This is a genomic window from Streptomyces noursei ATCC 11455, assembly GCF_001704275.1.
In the GTDB taxonomy this organism is placed as follows: Bacteria; Actinomycetota; Actinomycetes; order Streptomycetales; family Streptomycetaceae; genus Streptomyces; species Streptomyces noursei.
Map to the genome: position 1 here is coordinate 2,172,628 of NZ_CP011533.1, position 17,844 is coordinate 2,190,471.

The window sequence follows — 17,844 nt, forward strand, 5'->3', positions numbered from 1 at the left end:
GGGGTCACAGGTAGTCGAAGAAACGTGTCCGCCACGTCGGGGGATGCTCGGGCGGGTAGTAGGAGACGAGGTCGCTGACGCCGTCGTATCGCGTCCCGAGCAGATGCTCCGAGATGGGGATGTAGCCGAGTGCTTCGAGCTCTTCAGCGACGCGATGACGGTCCGTGTTCCGGCAGGGCTCACGTTCCTCTGCCTCTTCCTCGTCGTGGCTTCCGGGACTGCCCAGGGCCAGGGTGGCGAGGTTTCCGAAGTTGCTGATGGTCACGATGATGTGTTCCCCGCTGGCCGTAGCGGCATCTGGGATGACGATCGTCCCGTGGTGGCTGGCGTCCTGAACCCCACGGTCGACGGTGCAGGTGCACTGGAACCGCTGGTCCAGACGGGTTGCGAGGTGGTCGAACCGGGCCCGGGCAGCCGTGTGGTCATAGCCGCGGGGGAATTCCATGTGGTCCGGATCATCGAGTGCTCGCAGCAGTTCCCACGCGTGCTGGTCGCCGAGAGGCATGTACATCTTCTCCTTGCTGGTGAGCAGGGTTGGAGTGCCGGCTGACATCCGCAGCGTAGGCGGACCGGTCGACGTCGCCGCCGGATGCCGTCTGCCACCGGACGGCGACTTGGATGGAGCGTCCGGCCGCGCCTTCAGGCCCGCTCCCCGGGCGCGCTGTCGGCCGGATTCGGGGCTGATGCGGAATGCGAAGCGGCACGGGCGTCATCGGACGCGCGGCGGCGCCGAACGCAATTCTCCTCGACCGAGACTGGCCGCCGGTCCGAGGCCACCTCCGAGTCCGGGAACGCCCGCCGGTCGATGCGCTCGGTCACGCGCCGCGGACAGGTTGCCGTGCCTGCGGACAGGTTGCCGTGCCTACGGGCGGGTTCCGATGGTTTCCGTGGCACCCCTTTGCTCGTTGTTCATGGCGGGGGTGGCCTTCGCCGACCGCATCAAGCTCCGGAGGAGCAGGACCATGACCACACTCACCGCCATGCCCACTCCGCCGGACAGGGAAGCCACGCAGCGCGCCCGGGTCGGCCGGATGCTCGTCGCCCCCGATTCGATCCCGGAGACGGCTGCCACCCTGCTGCCGGAGGACCTGTCCGGCCCGCTCGCCGTTGTCTACGTCTCGGTGCTGGCGGTGTACGCCTCCGGGCAGCCGGTCGACTCGATCACTGTGGGCGTGCACCTGCACTGCCGGGGACGCCTCGCCGAAGTCGGCGGGAGCACATACCTCACCGCGCTCGCCCAAGCCGGGACGGGCACAGTCTCGTTGGCGGCATTGCCCGCGTTCCATCGGCCAGCGGACGTGGTCCCCATGCGCACGCCCACAGCCTGCCGCACTTCACCGCCGTCCAAGGAGCTGCTGTGGGACAAGGTGATCGCCGAGTTCACCAGCGCGGCACTCTCGACGACGAGCACCGCCTCGACCTCCTCGTACCTGCCGGCGACGTAGGCGAGGTCCGTTCGCTCCCTGTCCCGTGGGCCGGGAGCGAACACTCCCCTGCCCGTGGCTTGGACGGGCCGGCCGCCGGGCGTGGGGCTACTCCACGCGGGGTGGCTGCTTGGTGCGGGCGCGCGGGGCTTGGGTGAACCACGTGAACACGGGAGCCAGGCTGGGCGGGACGGGACGGGACGGGACGGGACAAGCGTTGATGACGGCGAGGAGGTGCCAGTAGCGTTCCGTGCGGGGGGGGACGCCGGCGATCTCCAGGGGTGTCAGCAGCCAGTGGCGCAGGTCGGTGTCGTGAAGAGCGTGTCGCCGTGCATACCGCCGTTCAAGGGGGGCGGCTTCAGGACCGCTCCCGTGCTGCGGGTGCTCGGAGAAGCGAGGGCTTCGGGGCCGGCCGTCGGCTATCCCATGGCCGCGCGGGCTGCGTCGAGAAACGTCAGCCGGTTGCCCTCCAGGTAGTCCCGCACGCTCTCACCATCGGGCAAGCCTTCCCACACGGTCCGGTTGAGGTCGAGGAAGTACGCCCGTGCCGCGTCATGCACCGACAGGGGGAACTGGATGCGGATGAGCCGCTCCGCGACCCACAGTCGGTTCATGACGTCCTGGGTCTTGAGGTACCAGGCGTGAGTGTCGTCGAACTCGGGAGGCCGGCTGAACGCGGAGCGTTCCGCCTCGGCCGCCACCTCGATGAACCTCTCCAACAGTGCCAGCCGTTCCGCGCGCCGGGTCTCCGACAAGCCGATCTGCTGCCGTTGCTGCTCAGCCCGTTCCGCCGACAGCTGCGTCCTGTGCTGGACGAGGTAGGACAGCATGCCGCCGAGGACGACGCCGCCCAAGGATATGAGTGACACCCAGATCTGACTTGGCATGCCGGTCATCGTCCCACGCCAGGGCTGGGTTCAGTGGCCTCGCCGATGCCACCCCAACTGGCTCCGGTTCACGATCGATTCGTAAGGGTCAGGCGTTGTGAGGTGGCTCCGGAGGCGGTCCGGTCCGGGACCACCGGCCGCCTGAGGAATCGAGTGCTCCTCGCTCTCCATGACGGATGCCGACACGTGAAACGCTTCCGATATCGATCAACCCCCGCCGCGGGAGCTCTGGCCGAAGCGCGTGGCGTCAACACCTCGATATGAGGTACGAATGACTGACGATCAAGAGCGGGGGCTGGAGATGCATCGCAGGAAGCTCGGCGTGGCCATGGGACTCACGCTGGTACTCGCACTGACGGGCTGTTCGGGCGGGAAGGGCGGAGGGGACGGCGTGGCCGACGCCCCGTTCAACCCGTCCCAGCTGGCACAGGCCATCCCCAGTCAGCTTGCCGCGCCGAAGGGTTGGAAGGGCCAGGAGCCCCACGTTCTCGACGGGAGCGCGGCCCGGAAGCAGTGCGAGACGCAGGCCCAGTGGAGCTGTGCCGGACTCACCGCCCAGGCGACCACCCGGCACTTCTCGTTGGGCTCGGGCGGTGACACCAACGTCATGTTCACCCTCCTCGCCTACGACTCCGTAGAGAACGCCAAAGTGGGCATGAAGGCGGCGGTCACCGAGAACCACAAGGACGAGAAGACCAAGCCCAAGCCGCTGACCATCGACACGGACGCGGACGAGACCGACGCCTACACGGACCAGGAGTACTCGGCGGCGGCGCTGCGCGTCGGCTCCGTCGTGGCCGTGATGTTCGGCAAGCAGCTGCCCAAGGACCACGACCTGCCGTCCTTCGCCAAGCTCCAGGTCAAACGCATCACCACCGCCGCCACAGGCAAGAACCCGGACGCCTAGGAAGCGCCCTCCGCTCCGTCGACAAGGCCCACGTGAGGCCACGGTGCTCTCCCTTCGGGATCGTCGCCTCGCGCGTCGGAGTTCCTTGGCCTCCGCGCTGTGACAGCCGGTCAGACCGCCGGGCGGATCAGGGCGCCGGTCTTCTGCCGAAGTGCCGCTTCCAGCCGGTCGCGGGTCTCGGTCTGGGCGGCGATCCGCTCGTTGAGGACCGCCAGCCGTTCCCATGCGACCCGCAGGCCCTTGTCCGACGGCGGTGCGGCAGCCACATCGCCGTCCAGGCACGGCAGGAACACGCGCACATCGTCCAGGGTGAGTCCGGCGGCCAGCAGATAGCGGATGTTGCGCACCCGCACCGCCGCCCCCTCCTCGTACACGCGGTAGCCATTCGAGGCCCGCTCGGATGAGATCAACCCCGCCTGCTCGTAGTGCCGTAGCGCACGCGCGGTCGTCCCGGTCACCTTGGCCAGCTCGCCGATCTGCACCCGCCCCACCTCCCGCGCCACTCCTATCACGCCACGACCGCTCCACCGTCGACCGGGAGTACGACTCCGGTGATGAACGATGCCGCCGGTGCGGCAAGCCGGGTGATCGCCCCGGCCACCTCCTCGGGGCGGCCGATCCGACCCAGCGGAGTGTGTGCCAGCTGCCATTCCCGCACTGCGGCCATGCGCTCCGGCCCCAGGCCCTGATGTTCGCCGATGGGGGTGTCGATCGCGCCCGGGGCGACGGCCACGACCCGGATCCCGCGGGGTGCCAGCTCGACCGCCCAGCTGCGGGTCAGCAGTTCCAAGGCGGTCTTGGTCGCGGCGTAGACCGAACTGCCGGGCCAGGCCCGCTGCCCCACCGACGTACTGACGTTGACGATCACCCCGCGCGCCGTCTCCAGGAGCGGTAGCGCCGCTTGGGCCAGCAGGATGGGGGCGATGAGGTTGGTGGCGAGCTGAGGCGCGATGTTCTCCGGCGTCAGCGTGCCGAGGGCGCCGCTGCGCACGATGCCGGCGTTGTTGACCAGCACGTCCAGTCGGCCATGTGTCTCCAGTACGGCTCGGACGATGCGCTCGGGCCCGCTCTCGGCGGTGATATCGGCGGCCAGGGGCGTGATCCGGTGGTGCCCGGCGGCGGTCTCCTTGAGCGGTGCGATGCGCCGTCCGATCGCGATCACGTGGGCGCCCTCGGTGGCGAAGGCGCGGGCGGTGGCCCGGCCGATCCCGGTGCCGGCCCCGGTGATGGCGATGACCCTGCTGCTCTGTGGTGCGGTGCTGTTCATGCCGGTCATCGTTCAACCCTGCCGCCAGTGGCAAGGTCAAGCAGCTGTCCTCGTGCGACCGGCGGTCAACGGTTCACCGGTTGCCTCGGTGACTCCGTAGTGGTCGACGTCGAAGACCGACATCCAGGCCGCGACCGGGCACTGCTGACCGACAAGAGCGGCCCGACGCGGCTCGGCGTCGCCCTGACGCTGAACCCATCGGACACGGATACGCCCTAGGGCGCTTCTGATGGATCTCCGCGGCGTCGCGGCGCCTGCCACGCACGCTCGCGGCGTTGCCGAAATGCCCCCATAGCTCCGCTATGAAGACATCCCGGCGCCTTGCGATCGCACGCACCAGGCGCCGCTCCTTCTTCCACGGAGATCCATCAGAAGCGCCCTAGCCCCGCCACCGCACCCCGTGCCGCCGCCGCTGCCGGTGGATCTCCCACCAGGACACCGCCGTCACCGACACCGGGCCACCGAGGAACGCGCAGACCGCGAGCGGCACCGGGCCCGGCGGCAGGCCGCCCGCCGACAGGCCGAGGAAGGCGAACACCCAGACCAGGACGGTGGTGACCAGCGCGGGCAGCGCCGCGTGCAGGGCGGACAGGTGGAAGGCGTGGCGCAGCGCCGGACCGGAGGCGAAGCAGAGGAAGAAGATCACCCACCAGAACGGCGCCCAGCACACGAACATCACGGACGCCCAGAGCAGCAGCCCGGGCCGGTGGGCGTTGCTGGACAGCAGCCCCATCACCTCGCCCGCCGCTGTGAACAGCAGCGGCACCAGCGTCCAGGCGCCGAAGTACCACAGGGCCGACCGGCCCGCCGGCCACAGCTGCGTCCGCATGGCCCGCCGAGTCCCGGGCCTGGCCACCCAGAAGAGCAGCGCCACCACCACCGCCGCACTCGACAGCGCAAACCAGGGCGCGAACAACAGCCGTTGCAGGAACCCCTGCCATGCCTCCCCCACGTCCTTCCAGCCACCGAACACGGCCAACAGCACCCCCGACATGACGAGGGCCGCCCAGGCCCGCACCCGCTGCACCCGGAGCACCTCGGGATCCTCGACGTGCCCTTCCGGGCGTACGGGGAAGACCCGACGCGCCATGCGGCGGGCCGTACGGGCCAGTTGGTAGCCGACCATCAGTGGCACGGTCAGCCACCACAGGCACGGGAGGAGCAGCACCAGCAACACCCCGGGGGACATCTGCTCCCGCTGCCCCCGCAACACCTCGCCCAGCGGCGGCCATTCGTCCTCACGCAGCCGTCGCCACAGCGGCGTGTACGGCCGCGGCGGGTCGCTCGCGGGCCGCGGCCCGCCGCACGGTGACCGGCCGGACGGGCGGGGTGCGTCGATGCTCATGGGCGTCCCTGCCACGGTCCCGGAAGGGGACGCGACCCGGCCCGGCCGCGGTTCCCGACGGACGCCCCGTGCTGCCGGGAAGCAGCCGGCGCGACAGAGCCGCCACCGTGTTGAACGACGCTCTGCACGTTTTGGACGACGCTCTGCATGTTGATGAAGCATCGGGTTCGCGACACCCGCGATGGGGATGATGTGCGTTCTTGCTGTGCGGTCCGCGTCTGCTTCGTGCACGACGACAGCATGTGCACGAAAGACCTGAAAGTGCCGTATGCCTCGGTAGGCTGGTGCGTCGAGCAGAGGAGTACGCATGAGCTTTCGCCTGACGGCGATCAGCCGCGAGGACCATCTGGCCTTCGTCCGGGCCCGGGCCGCGGTGAGTCACATGCAGGTTCCCTCGTGGGGAGATGTGAAGCCGGACTGGCGAGCGGAGAGCCTGGGCTGGTTCGACGAGAGCGACCGCCTCGTCGGCGTGGGGCTGGTGCTGATGCGGCCGTTGCCGAAGCTGAAGCGGTACCTCGCCTACGTGCCGGAGGGTCCGGTCATCGACTGGGCTGCGCCCGATCTGGAACGGTGGCTTGAGCCGATGCTCGCGTACGTGAAGGGGCGAGGTGCGTTCTCGGTGAAGATGGGGCCGCCTGTGGTGGCCCGTCGCTGGAGTGCCGAGGCCGTCAAGGCCGCCATCGCCGATCCGCAGGCTCGTCGGCTGCGCGACGTGGAGGCCACCGCGCACGAGCCGCGGGCCCTCGACATCGCTGACCAGCTGCGGCGACTGGGCTGGCAGCAGGCCGAGCCTGGCGGCGAGGACGGCTTCGCCGCAGGTCAGCCACGTTACGTTTGCCAAGTGCCGTTCGCCGGGCGGCCCCTGGAGGAGGTTCAGCGGGGCCTCAACCAGCAGTGGCGCCGCAACATCAAGAAGGCGGAGAAGGCCGGCGTCAAGGTCGTCCAAGGCGGCTACGAGGACCTGGCTGCCTTCTACGAGATCTATGTGGAGACCGCCGAGCGGGACCGCTTCGTTCCCCGCCCGCTGTCCTACTTCCAGCGCATGTGGACCGCGCTGAGGGCTGAGGACGTCGACCGCATGCACCTCTACCTCGCCCGGCACGAGGGCGAGGTGCTCGCGGCGGCCACGATGCTGACCGTCGGCGAGCACGTCTGGTACTCCTACGGCGCCTCCACCAGCCGCAAGCGCGAGGTCCAGCCGAACAACGCGATCCAGTGGCGGATGATGTCCGACGCCCACGCGCTCGGCGCGGGCGTCTACGACTTCCGCGGCATCACCGACACCCTGGAGGAGAGCAACCACCTGCTGGGGCTCCTGCGGTTCAAGGTCGGCTCCGGCGGCGAGGCCGTCGAATACCTCGGTGAGTGGGACTTCCCGCTCAACAAGGTCCTGCACAGAGCCCTCGACTTCTATATGTCCCGCCGCTGATCCCGCGGCAGCCTCGTACCGATCGTCGCTACCGACGCGGCGAGCGTGGAACACCGGCCACGGGCAGGCCGGTTGCACTGCCCGCAACGGCGCCCGGGGCAAGATGCGTGCTGTCTGGCGCACTTCTCGTAGCCCTCGTCGGAGGGTGTGTCCAGCGCTCGGCGCGGCTGGTCGGCGATGGGCCCACCGTCACCACCCCGTCAGACGGCGCGGGTTGGGTCAGCCGCAGTCAGGCGTCATCGATCCGACGGGCGCGCCGCTCAGTTCTTTGTCGCCGAAGCCGTCGATCTCCTGCTCGGAACCGGCGAAGTGCGCCTTGTCGTTGAGGCGCACGATGCATCCGAAGGTGTCGGGGATCGGGTTGCGCGCCGACAGTGGCCTGATCACCGGGTCGAGCTTGTCGACCTCGGGAAAGGTGAAGCCGGTTCTGGTGACCTTCACGTTGAGCCGGTAGAGGATCTGCCCGGTCTGGTGCGCGCCGCTGAAGAGGCAGAACTCGCCCTTGTGGCAGGCGTTCGACGCCGTGGCGGCGTCGGCGGCCGAGGCGGCGTCGGCGGCCGAGGCGGTGGGGTTGGCGGATGCCGAGAGGCCGATGACCGTCAGAGCGGCCAGACCGAGGCGTATGGCGCCATACGACACGAGAACTCCTTGAATGGGAAACGAAGGGGCAAACCTGCCACCGGCCAACCTACCGAAGATCAACTCACGGTCAACGGGCCTTCACGGGATCAAGCCACTGCCGGCCAGTACCAGCAGCAACGGTCGGGGGCGACTGGGCACGGAACCCGGTTGGGGCGATGGTGGACTGGGTGATGGTGGGCCGGACGATGGCGGACCGGGTGATGGTGGACTGGCGAAGGTCGCCTCTGGCGTGGTGGCGGAGGCGGCCCACGTGAGGTGGGGATCCGGACTTGGTAGGGCGCTCGGCTGTCATTCGGTGTCTGTGGTGATGGCCTTGAGCATGGGGATTCTCGCGGCCTGGCGCCCTGGCCAGAGGGAGGCGAGGAGCTCCCGGCCTGCTCACCGAAGCGGTGAGAGCCGCGTCCACAGGAGGCGCGCTCATCTCTCCTTCGGTGACCGTCCGCCTCCTCGCGCACATGGCCCCACATCGCCGCCAGCGGCCGGCTACCCGTCAGACTCCCCCGGGCCGTACGGGAAGAGCCGGGCCCAACGGCCTGATCGAGCCCCTGACCCAGCGTGAACTCGACGTCGTACGCCTCGTCGCGCGCGGCCGCACCAACGAGGAACTGTCCACCGAGCTCTACGTCACCCTGTCCACGGTCAAAACCCATCTCGGCGACATCCAACGCAAGCTCGCGACCCGCAACCGCGTCGAGATCGCTGCCTGGGCCTGGGAGAACGGAATCTGCACCGGCGACCAGGGCTGACGGTCAGGGCCACCCCTCTCCTTCGGCTTCGGTGGCCACCACGTCATCCCCGCCATCGCTTCCTGGCGCTCTGGCCCCTCGGGCCGGTCATGGACGAGGAGGCGCCGGGTAGTTGTGCGGATTCCGGCGCCGGCGGTGCAGGTCCGGCAGTCGTGGCCGACCTCGCCCGTCAGGTGGACGCAGGCCCGGGACCAGCCCGTCACCCGGCGGCTGGAAAGGCCGTCCCCTGTCTGGTCACTCGGTGGACGGGCGCATACTCCCCCTTCGGTTCCTTGGCAGACTCAACCGGACGGCGTGACCGGGACCCACCTGCCGAGCCACTGCTCGGCGCCCCAGGCATCGAACCGCTCCACCTCGGTGAACCCCAGCTTCGCCGCGAGACGCATCGAGCCGACGTTGGCGGTCTGGGTGGTGAGCACCACCGGCTCGCCGGGAAGCACGCCGGCGAGCCAGCCGAGTGCCGCCGCGCACGCCTCGGCGGCGTACCCGAATCCCCACGCCCGCGGCAGGAACAGGTAGCCGAGATCGACCTTCCCCACGGCAGCCGGGCGACGGTGCCCCGTTGCTCTCCTGAGCAGGATCTGGCCGATCATCGACCCGTCGAGATCGACAACGAAGCTCCCGGGCCACCGCGCGGGCGCCCCGGGCATCTCGCGCTCAAGCTCATCACGCGGCCGGGGACCGCCGAGGTGGGTGTGCACCTCTGGCGAGGCGAGCAGCTCGACAAACGCCGCGCGGTCCCGGCTCTCGGGCTCACGCAGCGTGAGCCTCTCGGTCCTGATCGGCTCGGGCGGCCACGTCACGGGGCCCAGATCTTCCATCCGCGCACGCTAACAGGCGGTCGCACCAACCGAACGGAAAACCTCCAACTCCCGTCAGAGGACACCGAAGTGCGGTGAGGGGCACGGGCCTGGCCCGGGCGGCCGTGCGTCGTGACGGTCCGTCGGACGGATCACTGCCGTGCCCGCCAGGCTGCGAACAGTCCTGCCGCCGCTCCGCTGATCACGCAGAAGCCGGGGCCCTTCACCAGGACGTACACGGTCGCGCACACACCCAGCAGGACCGTCAGGGCGAGGAGATCGAGCGCCCCGAGGTCAGTCCGGTGTCACCCGGTCTGCAACAGCTCGCGTACGTCCTGCCAGTCACGGTCGATTGCCGCCACCCGTTCGTGGTCGGTCATGGCCGTCAGCATGGCGGTGACGTGTGCGGGGTCCAGTGCCTGTGGTGGGAACCGGTCGCGGCCCGGGACCGGGGAACGGCCGCGGACGTGTTCGATGACCAGCACGTGGTGCCGGTTGTCGGCGGCGATGAGGGCGGGAACCGGCGCTGGCGGGGGTGTCGCGGCGAAGGTCTGGTAGGCGTCGATCTCCGTGCTGAACTTCTCGGCCCACAGGGGTTCCGGGGCTGTCAGCAGTTTCGTGACGGCCGGTCCACCCTCGCAGTCCCCCGCGATGAGCAGGGACTTGTCGGTTCGGGAGAGGAATGCCGTGGGACGGAAGTCCGGTCGTAGCCGGATGACCGGCGCGGCGGCGCCGGTGAGTTCGTCGGGCACGGGGCTCCTTGCTGTGTGATGTGCGGGCGGCCGGGGCCGAGGCACATCCGCCGGTTCAATACCTGGCTGTGAATCGCCGATACAGGAGCTGACGCGGGAAAGGAATCACCGACGAGGGGAACGGATCATGGCCATCGTCAACGAGTGGCAGATGGTGGGCAACATCGCCGCCGGGCTCGGCTTCGGCGCTGCCATCGGCCTGGAGCGGCAGTGGCGGGCCCGGATGGCCGGGCTGCGGACGAACGCGCTGGTGGCCGCCGGGTCCGCGCTCTTCGTGCTGCTGTCCAACTACGGCTTCGCACAGGCCACCAGCACCATCGGGTACGACGGCTCGCGGGTCGCGGCCCAAATCGTCTCCGGCATCGGCTTCCTTGGCGCCGGCGTCATCATCCGGGACGGGCTCAGCGTGCGCGGGCTCAACACCGCGGCCACCCTGTGGTGTTCGGCCGCGGTGGGCGCCCTGGCCGGTACCGGGCTGTACGTCCTGGCGGGACTCGGCACGGCTGCCGTGGTGGGCGCCAACCTGCTGCTGCGACCACTGGGCCGGCGCCTGGACCGGGAGCCGCACGGCGGCGCCGAGGTCGCCACCGACTACTACTTCGAGGCGGTGTGCACCGAGCCCGAGGAGGCACACATCAGGGCCCTGATCGTCCAAGCCGTAGCCCGGCCCGGCTTCCGGCTGCGCTCGGTGTACAGCCGCGACGCGGAAGAAGGGAAGGTCACCGTCGCCGCGGAACTCACCACCGAGCATCGTGACGACTCCCTCCTCGAAGCGGCCGTCAGCCGACTGTCGTTGGAGCCCGCAGTCTCCGCGGTCAGCTGGACGGTCATCAACCACCCGGACGAGGACGACGTCAACTACCCCGCCGACGAGGCACCCCACCACCGGCCCCGGAACCCGTTCACCCGGTGGAGCCGCGGAGGAACGCGCCGGCAGTAGCCAGGCAGCAGGAACAAGCAGGTAGGCCAGGCGGTCTTCGGTGTTCGACCTCCCCGAAGCCTGCCCACGCGAAGGGCACATGGCCGGGAAACCGTCTCCGGCCCCGACGGCGGTCCGCAGGTCCGCCCCGTGCGTTTCCCACTCGACGACGGCACCACCGACATCGGCGGGCCGACCACGGCCCACAGTCAGACGGGCCCGCGCTCGGTCCGAGCAGGCGGTCGAGCTCGGCCGGCGTTGCCGCACGCATGCCGGACGACCAGTTGTCGTAGGCCCGGTCGATTTGATCCAGTGCGGCCGCGGCAGTGCCGGCGTAGACGTAGTCGCCGTAGTCGATCGACGGCCCGCCGAAATACATTTCAGTGCGCTTGGCCATGACGTGGACGGTGGGGCGCGCCAGCCACCAGGCGATGGTCGTGACCGGTGCGGGGGCAGGGGCGGGGAAGGCGTAGTCGACGGTGAACCGTCCGCCGCCCATCTCGCTTTCACTGCGGCGCGGGCGCACGGTCCAGCAGTCGGGAACCGGCTCCCAGAAGTACTCCTCGTCGGTCAGCCCCACCAGCCGGGGACGCAGCCGTTCCCGCCAGTGCCAGTCCAGTTGGTCGCCGAGTTCGTGGGACCGGTCAGTCCTTGCACGTGGGTCGGGTGCAGGTCTGTCCCGAGCGAGAGCCGTCAGTTCCGCGTTGTGGTCCGACGTCACGCCCGTACCTCCAACATGCGCCTTTTCACCGTGCATGTACGGCTCCCTGCGACTCAGGCGACGGGGCCTCGTGCGCCGTCTTCCCGCAAGACTCAAAGGAAGAACCGGCTGGAGTGGTGACGCGACCGGCGTCACCATCGAGAGCGACTCGTCAGGACAGGACCTGATCCGCCCAACTCCGCCCCAGCAACCACCCCTGAGGGACAGTCGGTGGCGTAGCCGAGAGCTGATCGAGGCCCTGCGGCGGCAGCCATGGACTCGCCGGGCGAGCCCCACCAATCCTGCCCCCGCTCCTCACATGTGAAGGCCCGGTGGTTTTCCCACCGGGCCTTCACTGTTCGTGTTCGCACTTTCGACCTGGCGGTGGCCCGGTCGGCCCGGACACCGGGTCAGCGCACGTGGACGGTCTTGGTCTGCGTGGTGATGTCCACGCGCGGGTGGCCGCCGCGCGGGCCGTCGACGCCGTAGAGCACCCCACGGAACTGGAGCACGCCCCGATGGCCGGCCTTGACCCTCACATCGACCTTCGCCTCGCTGGCGCCCATGGTCACGATCCGGCCGCACTTGACGGTGTGCCATGCACCATGCGTCCCGACACGCTCCTGCGCGCAGAACTTCGCGTACTGCAGCGCGTCACTGTCACCCTGTCCTTTGACGTGGACGCTCTGGCCGAGCTTCACGGTGCCCGGCGACACGCCGAGAGTGGCACTTCCCTTGGCGAACGCCGGCGTCACCGCCAGCACTGCCGCAGCCACCCCCACAGCACCCACCGCGGCGAATCTCGCCCCCCGGCGCCCGAACATCCCGTTTGCGGCGCGTCCGTCTCCACGATGTGTCATCGCTGTCCTCTCGTTGCTGTGCTCTCTCGTCTCGCTCTTGGACGACAATCAGCTTCAACGGTCGGGTTGGCGTTGCGCTAACGGACGGCTAACGCGGTGCGCCGAGCCGCCCGTGACCGGCCCGGCCCGGCCCCAAGACAACCGACCGCCGTCCGGATCGGCAGCGGCAGCGGCAACCAACAGCAGCTCTACGTCCGCCCGACGTCTCCGACGCACCCCCACACCGAGCTGATGCAGCAGCCGTACAGACAACAACTGATCGCACAGAGATCGATCGCTCCTGCCCGGGGAGACCCGGCTGAACGCGCGAGAGCTGCTTGCCTCATCACGAGGTCGATCGTTTGGGCCTCGGCCATGTGCTCGGGCAGGACGGCGGAGAGCCCGAGGTGCCGGACCAGGCCGGCATCGCGCAGCTCTGCGAGGGCGCCGAAGTGCTCGGCGATCGAGGATGTGCGGGGGCCGCCGACGCGCAGGTCCACCACGTCCAGGTGGTCCCGGCCGAGCTGGCGCAGGTTCTCCTCGACCTGGCCGCGCAGTTGGTCGGGGCGGACTGTGTAGAGCCACTCGCCGGAGGGATCGCGGGTCGGGCCGACCTTGGTCACCACGACCACGTCGCCGCGCCAGGACGAGAGGGCGCGGTTGATGATCTCGTTCGCGGACCGCAGTGGTGAGAAGTAGAAGGCGGCCGTGTCGATGTGGTTGACCCCCTGCTCGAACGCACTGTGCAGCAGGTCGACGGCGGCATCGCGGTCGATCGGCGTGCCGGCGGAGTTCCCCCTCATGCCGTTGCCCGTCAGCCGCATCGCGCCGTAGCCGATGCGAGTCACCTCCAGGTCGTCCCCGAGCTTCCAGGTCCCCGCACTCGCCGCTGCGCTCACCATGCTCCTTCGCCCGTCGGTTCGTCAGGTCCTGGAGTATGGGGCCGTCTCGGTGTGCTGCGACAGGTCAACGAGCCCGGCGGAACATCACGTCCCTGTCCGGAACTCACCATCATCGCCCATCCGTTGGACTTGACGAGAGAGCACAGGGCAGGGCGATGTTTCAGGTCTTCTGCTGCTGTCTTGCCGAGGTGGCGGACGATCCCCTGTGCCAGGGCCGGGGCCTGGCCGGGAGGTTCTGAAGCTATGCCGACTCAGGTCGGTCCGGGTTCGGGATGAAGGTGGGTAGCGCGGCGAGGCTGTGGCGCACCGCCTCGGCCCCGTACGCGAACATCTGCCGCTCGTAGCTGTCGACCGCGGAGAGAAGGTCTTGACGGCCCTCGGCGGCCTCAGCCAGGCGGCGGCCCAGCAGGTCGGCATCGCGCAGGGCGGTGTTCGCACCGTTGCCGCCGGTCGGAGAGGTGGCGTGGATGGCGTCACCGAGCAGCGTGACCGGACCGGGTGCCCAGCGCTCACCTGGCTCGACGACCCCGATGGACAGCAGGGTGCTGTTGTCCGGGTCGGCCTGTTCGATGAGCGCCCGCAGGTCCGGGTGCCAACCTTTCATCCTGGACAGCGCGGCCTCCCGTGCCGTCAGGGTGCCGAGAGAGCCGTTCGGCGGGAGGATCATGGCCCAACGCACGTAGTCGTGGATGTCAGGGAGCGTCACTTCGGGCGCCAGTCTCTCCGCCGCTTCCTTTGGCGGAACGGGGAACCGCATCGCCCCGAGCAACAGACTCACTCCGCCCCCGACGATCTTCCCGCCGTAGGCCCGGGAGAGGCCGGCGAACTGCTCCGTGAGCGGCGTGCGGCCGATGACGAACCGAACGCCGGTGTCCCTCGGGGTGGTCTGCGGCGTCAGCACCTGGCGAACCGCGGAGCCGACCCCGTCCGCCCCGACGAGCAGATCAGCGGTTGCCGGCTCGCGTTGCGCGAACCGGGCTTCGACCCTGCCGTCGTCCAACACGTCGTAACCGGTCAGCGCGGCCCCGGTGTGCACAGGGAGTCCGGTCAGCAGCAGGTGCCGGAGTACTTGCCGGTCGACCACGATCCCGCTCCTGGCAGGGCCGAGTTCGCCGATCTTGTTCAGCTGGGTGTCCAGGGCCAGGCGCTCGACGCAGGCGTCACTGACGACCGCGTCCAGCAGCGCATGCCGACGCTGTGGCAGGCAGCTGCGCAGCGCCTCGAATCCGACCGGATCCAGTACGAGCCGGTACCCCTGGAATCGTGCGGTGATCGCCGGGTCCCGCTCGTACACGTCGACCTCGATCCCGGCACCGCGCAGACCCTGCGCCAGGCACAGACCCCCCAGACCGGCTCCGACCACGGAAACTCGCATCACGCACCTCCTGAACAGACTGTCCGAACCCTGCTCAGGACCTGAGCACGGGGTACGCCGACCACGCAGAGACGAACTTAGTTCTGCATGGACGAACTAAGCTCTACAAGGCGAACATAGTTCGTGTCAAGCTATAGTGATCGGCATGCCCTCCGATCCCCGGCAACGCCGAGCAGCTCGTCACGCCCAGCCCGCTGGGGAGCCCGCGGCGGTGTCCCCGCGCAAAAAGCCCATCACGATCGACCGGATCACCGACGCCGCCCTACAGGTCGTGGCCACCGAGGGTTACGACGCACTGACCATCCGTCGAGTCGCCGCGGTCCTCGACACCGGGCCGTCGTCGCTGTACGCGCACATCGTCGGCAAGGAGGACATCGACGATCTGCTCGTCGGCCGGCTCTGCTCCGAGGTCGTGCTGCCCGAACCGGACCCGGCCACGTGGCGCAAGCAAGTCCTCGACGTGTACGCGCAGATCCGCGACCAGTACCTGAAGTACCCCGGAGTCTCCCGTGCCGCGCTGGGCGTGGTCCCGACCAACCTCTCGACGTTGCGGGTCAAGGAAGGACTTTTGGCGATCCTGCTCGCCGGCGGAATCGAACCGCGGAGCGCCGCCTGGGCGCTCGATGCGCTGTCTCTCTACGTCAGCGCCTACGCCTGGGAGCAGTCGCTGGTCCAGCAGCGGCGCAAACACCCGGACCAGGAGTGGGTCCTTGGCCGCGAGGAGCTGATCCACCGGTTCACCGCGCTGCCGGCCGACACGTTTCCGCAGACCCGACGCCATGCCGCTGAGCTGACCTCCGGCACCGGACATGACCGGTTCGAGTTCACCCTCGGACTGATGATGGACAACCTCACCCAGCCCCGGCCCCAGCCGACACCTGCATCCGACACCACCGGATGAACGCCGCAGCCCGAGGCGGGTCCGTACCGGTGCAACTCCCGGTCATGGAAGCAGCACTTGACGGGTGACGTGGCCGCCGACTGGTCAGGATGGGCGAGGCAGTGGCTTCCACGCGAGTGTCGAGCGTTCGCCGGAGCGGTATTCGTGCGGGTCGACCTCAAGGCGTGCTTCCACCGATTCCGGGCTGGAGCGTGCCAGCACGATCGTCGGCTTGCACACGTCGGTCATGACGTTGGCCGGGTGGTCGATGTGGAGCCACCGGCCCAGTGGCCGGGCGAGGTCCGGTACCTCGTCGACGACCGTGGTGAGGAGCACAGGGATGTCGACGCGGATGTTGCGGACGGTCCACATCAGCCGGTCTCCCCACGACTCCTCTTCAGAGACGTCGTCGACGGGGTCGTGCATGGGCTCGCCGTATGGCTGGTGGGGTTCCCGGGTCAGGCGTTCGTATCGTTCGATGACGATCAGGCGGGGCGTCCGGCCCTCGATGTGGATCTTTGCTGCCGCGTTCACGTGGGAGTCGGTCGGGTCGGGGGTCTCCTTGACGACGAGCGTCCTGGGCTGCGTCGAGGGCGGGTATCCCGTGAAGAGGACGACGGGGAGGCCGGCATTGGCGGCATGGACCGCAACGTCGCGGCCGACCTTCGCCTCACGAGTTCCCCGCTGCGCGATGATGCCGGCCTTGTGCCGGAAGTTGAGCTCAGCGAGCTGCGTCAGGTCCGGCCAGGGGGTGGGCACCAAGGTGGCTGCCTCGTCTCGGTGACGACGGAGTTGTTCGGTGACGGATGCGCCGGAACTGTCGATCTGCCTGGTCATCTGGTGCCCCCCTCTGGTTGGCCTGTCATCGTCTCCAGAGACGGGCCACACAGGCGGGTTTCCGTCGCACTCCCGCCTCCAGCATCCCGCCAGCGACCACTTCTCGTGGGTTTGGCCGCCACAGCCCACTGCTCGGGATTCACCGCCGCGTCGAACAGGCGCTGCAGGCGGTGGCGTTGTGGGGGTCGTAGCGGCGTCGGCGGCAGGCGCACCAGGGCCAGTTGGCGCAGGCCGGGCATCGGGTGTGGGGGGCGGCGACGGGTACGCCGCAGGCGCCGTCCTGGCCGGTGCACTCGCGCATCGGCGGCCGGTAGGCGACGGCCTCGGCGGTGGTGCGGTTCGCGGCCGAGCCCGGCTCCAGCTCTTCGGCGTCGTCCGGCTCGCGTCGTGGCGCGAGGAGTCGTCCGGCTCGGCAGACGGTGCACGGTGCGTCGTCGCGGCCTGGCTGGTCGGCCAGGTGCCAGCCGTCCTCACACCGGCCCGCGCACACCGTGCGGGCCAGCAGCCACACGGCGACGTCGTCGGGCCGGTATCCCTCCTGGTTCGCCTCGGCCTCACGTTGGAGGGGGCGTCCGGCCCAACTCCCCCACCAGCGCCGCTCCACCCGGGCCGCCAACTGCCGCGGGGTGCGGGTTTGCAGCTCGGTGTGGATGGTGTCCATGACGGTGGGCGGGACGGCGCCGCCGCAGGCGCGGAGCACCTTGTCGGGCAGCGCCGCCAGGACCGCGCGCACCGGATCGCCCGCGGTGCTCGCGTCCTGGCAGGCGTCGCACTGGTCCCAGTCCCACGTCCGCGGGAAGAAGGTGAGCGCCCACCGGTGACGGTGGTCCTTGCGGCGCTCCGGGGCGACGTGGACGACCCGGTCGGCCGGGGAACCGCGGTCCGGCAGCGGCGCGGAGCAGGTCCGGCACATCCCTCGGCAGGTCCGGCAGCGTTGCCCGTCGCGGGTAGGGGCCTGGCAGGTGGGGCATTCGCGCCGGCACACCTGGCACAGATGGTCCTCGGGGTGCGGCTGTGGCAGCCAGCGGCGCTCGCCCTGGCAGCGCACGCACCGGCGCGGGTCGGTCTCCTCGCGGTGGGTGGGCAGGATCGGCTGGCCCGGGCACTGGTCGCAGCGGACGACGGCCCGCTCCCGGTTGGCGTCGAAACGCACGCTCATGCGGCAGTCCTCCCGTGGTTCCGCGCCGCCGCGG

The 17,844-nt window shown here is 69.6% G+C and carries 17 protein-coding genes and 2 pseudogenes; 6 read left to right on the forward strand and 13 right to left on the reverse strand.

Annotated features, from left to right (window positions below):
- Positions 1–4 precede the first annotated feature (4 nt).
- On the reverse strand, positions 5–505 hold the full coding sequence (locus SNOUR_RS09215) for a hypothetical protein (RefSeq protein WP_067357969.1): 501 nt from the start codon (positions 503–505) through the stop codon (positions 5–7).
- Positions 506–962: 457 nt separating this feature from the next.
- Between SNOUR_RS09215 and SNOUR_RS46110 the strand changes: the two genes are divergently transcribed.
- Positions 963–1,445 carry a DnaB-like helicase N-terminal domain-containing protein gene (locus SNOUR_RS46110; protein ID WP_159425831.1) on the forward strand — a complete coding sequence of 161 codons (483 nt, stop codon included), beginning with the start codon at positions 963–965 and terminating at the stop codon, positions 1,443–1,445.
- A gap of 398 nt (positions 1,446–1,843) precedes the next feature.
- Here the strand turns inward: SNOUR_RS46110 and SNOUR_RS09225 are convergent, their stop codons facing one another.
- Positions 1,844–2,311: a hypothetical protein gene (locus SNOUR_RS09225; RefSeq protein WP_067357971.1), complete on the reverse strand. Its 468-nt coding sequence runs from the start codon at positions 2,309–2,311 to the stop codon at positions 1,844–1,846.
- Positions 2,312–2,582: 271 nt separating this feature from the next.
- Here SNOUR_RS09225 and SNOUR_RS09230 point away from each other — a divergent pair, with 271 nt between their 5' ends.
- Positions 2,583–3,218: a hypothetical protein gene (locus tag SNOUR_RS09230; protein WP_159425832.1), complete on the forward strand. Its 636-nt coding sequence runs from the start codon at positions 2,583–2,585 to the stop codon at positions 3,216–3,218.
- Between the two features lie 110 nt (positions 3,219–3,328).
- Here the strand turns inward: SNOUR_RS09230 and SNOUR_RS09235 are convergent, their stop codons facing one another.
- From SNOUR_RS09235 to SNOUR_RS09245, 3 genes are all read right to left on the reverse strand, one after another.
- Positions 3,329–3,700: a MerR family transcriptional regulator gene (locus tag SNOUR_RS09235; protein ID WP_067357974.1), complete on the reverse strand. Its 372-nt coding sequence runs from the start codon at positions 3,698–3,700 to the stop codon at positions 3,329–3,331.
- A 26-nt stretch (positions 3,701–3,726) separates the two neighbouring features.
- Positions 3,727–4,494, reverse strand: a complete 768-nt coding sequence (locus SNOUR_RS09240; protein WP_067345468.1) for an SDR family NAD(P)-dependent oxidoreductase — start codon at positions 4,492–4,494, stop codon at positions 3,727–3,729.
- Positions 4,495–4,864: 370 nt separating this feature from the next.
- The gene (locus tag SNOUR_RS09245; RefSeq protein ID WP_312632175.1) at positions 4,865–5,830 is read right to left on the reverse strand and encodes a hypothetical protein; all 966 of its coding nucleotides are present in this window, start codon (positions 5,828–5,830) and stop codon (positions 4,865–4,867) included.
- 307 nt (positions 5,831–6,137) lie between these two features.
- Between SNOUR_RS09245 and SNOUR_RS09250 the strand changes: the two genes are divergently transcribed.
- Complete coding sequence (locus SNOUR_RS09250) at positions 6,138–7,259, forward strand: lipid II:glycine glycyltransferase FemX (protein ID WP_067345470.1); 1,122 nt, start codon at positions 6,138–6,140, stop codon at positions 7,257–7,259.
- A 219-nt stretch (positions 7,260–7,478) separates the two neighbouring features.
- Here the strand turns inward: SNOUR_RS09250 and SNOUR_RS09255 are convergent, their stop codons facing one another.
- Positions 7,479–7,898 (reverse strand): hypothetical protein, encoded by a 420-nt coding sequence (locus tag SNOUR_RS09255; protein WP_067345473.1) that lies wholly within the window; start codon positions 7,896–7,898, stop codon positions 7,479–7,481.
- A 365-nt stretch (positions 7,899–8,263) separates the two neighbouring features.
- Between SNOUR_RS09255 and SNOUR_RS09260 the strand changes: the two are divergent.
- Positions 8,264–8,647 (forward strand): annotated as a pseudogene (locus tag SNOUR_RS09260) (response regulator transcription factor); the annotation flags it as partial.
- A gap of 281 nt (positions 8,648–8,928) precedes the next feature.
- Here the strand turns inward: SNOUR_RS09260 and SNOUR_RS09265 are convergent.
- Together SNOUR_RS09265 and SNOUR_RS09270 are read right to left on the reverse strand one after the other, a co-directional pair.
- The gene (locus SNOUR_RS09265) at positions 8,929–9,468 is read right to left on the reverse strand and encodes a GNAT family N-acetyltransferase (protein WP_067345476.1); all 540 of its coding nucleotides are present in this window, start codon (positions 9,466–9,468) and stop codon (positions 8,929–8,931) included.
- Between the two features lie 284 nt (positions 9,469–9,752).
- Complete coding sequence (locus tag SNOUR_RS09270) at positions 9,753–10,199, reverse strand: hypothetical protein (RefSeq protein ID WP_067345478.1); 447 nt, start codon at positions 10,197–10,199, stop codon at positions 9,753–9,755.
- Between the two features lie 127 nt (positions 10,200–10,326).
- Here SNOUR_RS09270 and SNOUR_RS09275 point away from each other — a divergent pair, with 127 nt between their 5' ends.
- On the forward strand, positions 10,327–11,139 hold the full coding sequence (locus SNOUR_RS09275) for an MgtC/SapB family protein (protein ID WP_079142409.1): 813 nt from the start codon (positions 10,327–10,329) through the stop codon (positions 11,137–11,139).
- 1,089 nt (positions 11,140–12,228) lie between these two features.
- On the opposite strand, the gene SNOUR_RS09280 is transcribed toward SNOUR_RS09275, so the two are convergent.
- The 3 genes and pseudogenes from SNOUR_RS09280 to SNOUR_RS09290 form a co-directional block, all read right to left on the reverse strand.
- Entirely contained in the window at positions 12,229–12,582 is a 354-nt protein-coding gene (locus SNOUR_RS09280) for a hypothetical protein (protein ID WP_312632178.1), read from the reverse strand.
- A gap of 431 nt (positions 12,583–13,013) precedes the next feature.
- A pseudogene (locus SNOUR_RS09285) lies at positions 13,014–13,559 on the reverse strand (aldo/keto reductase); the annotation flags it as partial.
- Between the two features lie 241 nt (positions 13,560–13,800).
- Positions 13,801–14,934: an FAD-dependent oxidoreductase gene (locus tag SNOUR_RS09290; RefSeq protein WP_067345483.1), complete on the reverse strand. Its 1,134-nt coding sequence runs from the start codon at positions 14,932–14,934 to the stop codon at positions 13,801–13,803.
- A gap of 145 nt (positions 14,935–15,079) precedes the next feature.
- Here SNOUR_RS09290 and SNOUR_RS09295 point away from each other — a divergent pair, with 145 nt between their 5' ends.
- Positions 15,080–15,835 (forward strand): TetR/AcrR family transcriptional regulator, encoded by a 756-nt coding sequence (locus tag SNOUR_RS09295; protein ID WP_067357980.1) that lies wholly within the window; start codon positions 15,080–15,082, stop codon positions 15,833–15,835.
- A gap of 84 nt (positions 15,836–15,919) precedes the next feature.
- Here SNOUR_RS09295 and SNOUR_RS09300 read toward each other — a convergent pair whose 3' ends face one another.
- Complete coding sequence (locus SNOUR_RS09300; protein ID WP_067345485.1) at positions 15,920–16,651, reverse strand: hypothetical protein; 732 nt, start codon at positions 16,649–16,651, stop codon at positions 15,920–15,922.
- Positions 16,652–16,790: 139 nt separating this feature from the next.
- Positions 16,791–17,810, reverse strand: a complete 1,020-nt coding sequence (locus SNOUR_RS44580; RefSeq protein WP_067345488.1) for a hypothetical protein — start codon at positions 17,808–17,810, stop codon at positions 16,791–16,793.
- Between the last annotated feature and the right edge of the window lie 34 nt (positions 17,811–17,844).

What these genes read in the sequence shown, in the direction of transcription:
- SNOUR_RS44580 (WP_067345488.1), bottom strand. Translation starts at nt 17,810, where the DNA reads ATGAGCGTGCGTTTCGACGCCAACCGGGAGCGGGCCGTCGTCCGCTGC.
- SNOUR_RS09250 (WP_067345470.1), top strand. Translation starts at nt 6,138, where the DNA reads ATGAGCTTTCGCCTGACGGCGATCAGCCGCGAGGACCATCTGGCCTTC.
- SNOUR_RS09275 (WP_079142409.1), top strand. Translation starts at nt 10,327, where the DNA reads ATGGCCATCGTCAACGAGTGGCAGATGGTGGGCAACATCGCCGCCGGG.
- SNOUR_RS46110 (WP_159425831.1), top strand. Translation starts at nt 963, where the DNA reads ATGACCACACTCACCGCCATGCCCACTCCGCCGGACAGGGAAGCCACG.
- SNOUR_RS09290 (WP_067345483.1), bottom strand. Translation starts at nt 14,934, where the DNA reads ATGCGAGTTTCCGTGGTCGGAGCCGGTCTGGGGGGTCTGTGCCTGGCG.
- SNOUR_RS09245 (WP_312632175.1), bottom strand. Translation starts at nt 5,830, where the DNA reads ATGAGCATCGACGCACCCCGCCCGTCCGGCCGGTCACCGTGCGGCGGG.
- SNOUR_RS09295 (WP_067357980.1), top strand. Translation starts at nt 15,080, where the DNA reads ATGCCCTCCGATCCCCGGCAACGCCGAGCAGCTCGTCACGCCCAGCCC.
- SNOUR_RS09215 (WP_067357969.1), bottom strand. Translation starts at nt 505, where the DNA reads ATGCCTCTCGGCGACCAGCACGCGTGGGAACTGCTGCGAGCACTCGAT.
- SNOUR_RS09300 (WP_067345485.1), bottom strand. Translation starts at nt 16,651, where the DNA reads ATGACCAGGCAGATCGACAGTTCCGGCGCATCCGTCACCGAACAACTC.
- SNOUR_RS09265 (WP_067345476.1), bottom strand. Translation starts at nt 9,468, where the DNA reads ATGGAAGATCTGGGCCCCGTGACGTGGCCGCCCGAGCCGATCAGGACC.
- SNOUR_RS09240 (WP_067345468.1), bottom strand. Translation starts at nt 4,494, where the DNA reads ATGACCGGCATGAACAGCACCGCACCACAGAGCAGCAGGGTCATCGCC.
- SNOUR_RS09225 (WP_067357971.1), bottom strand. Translation starts at nt 2,311, where the DNA reads ATGCCAAGTCAGATCTGGGTGTCACTCATATCCTTGGGCGGCGTCGTC.
- SNOUR_RS09230 (WP_159425832.1), top strand. Translation starts at nt 2,583, where the DNA reads ATGACTGACGATCAAGAGCGGGGGCTGGAGATGCATCGCAGGAAGCTC.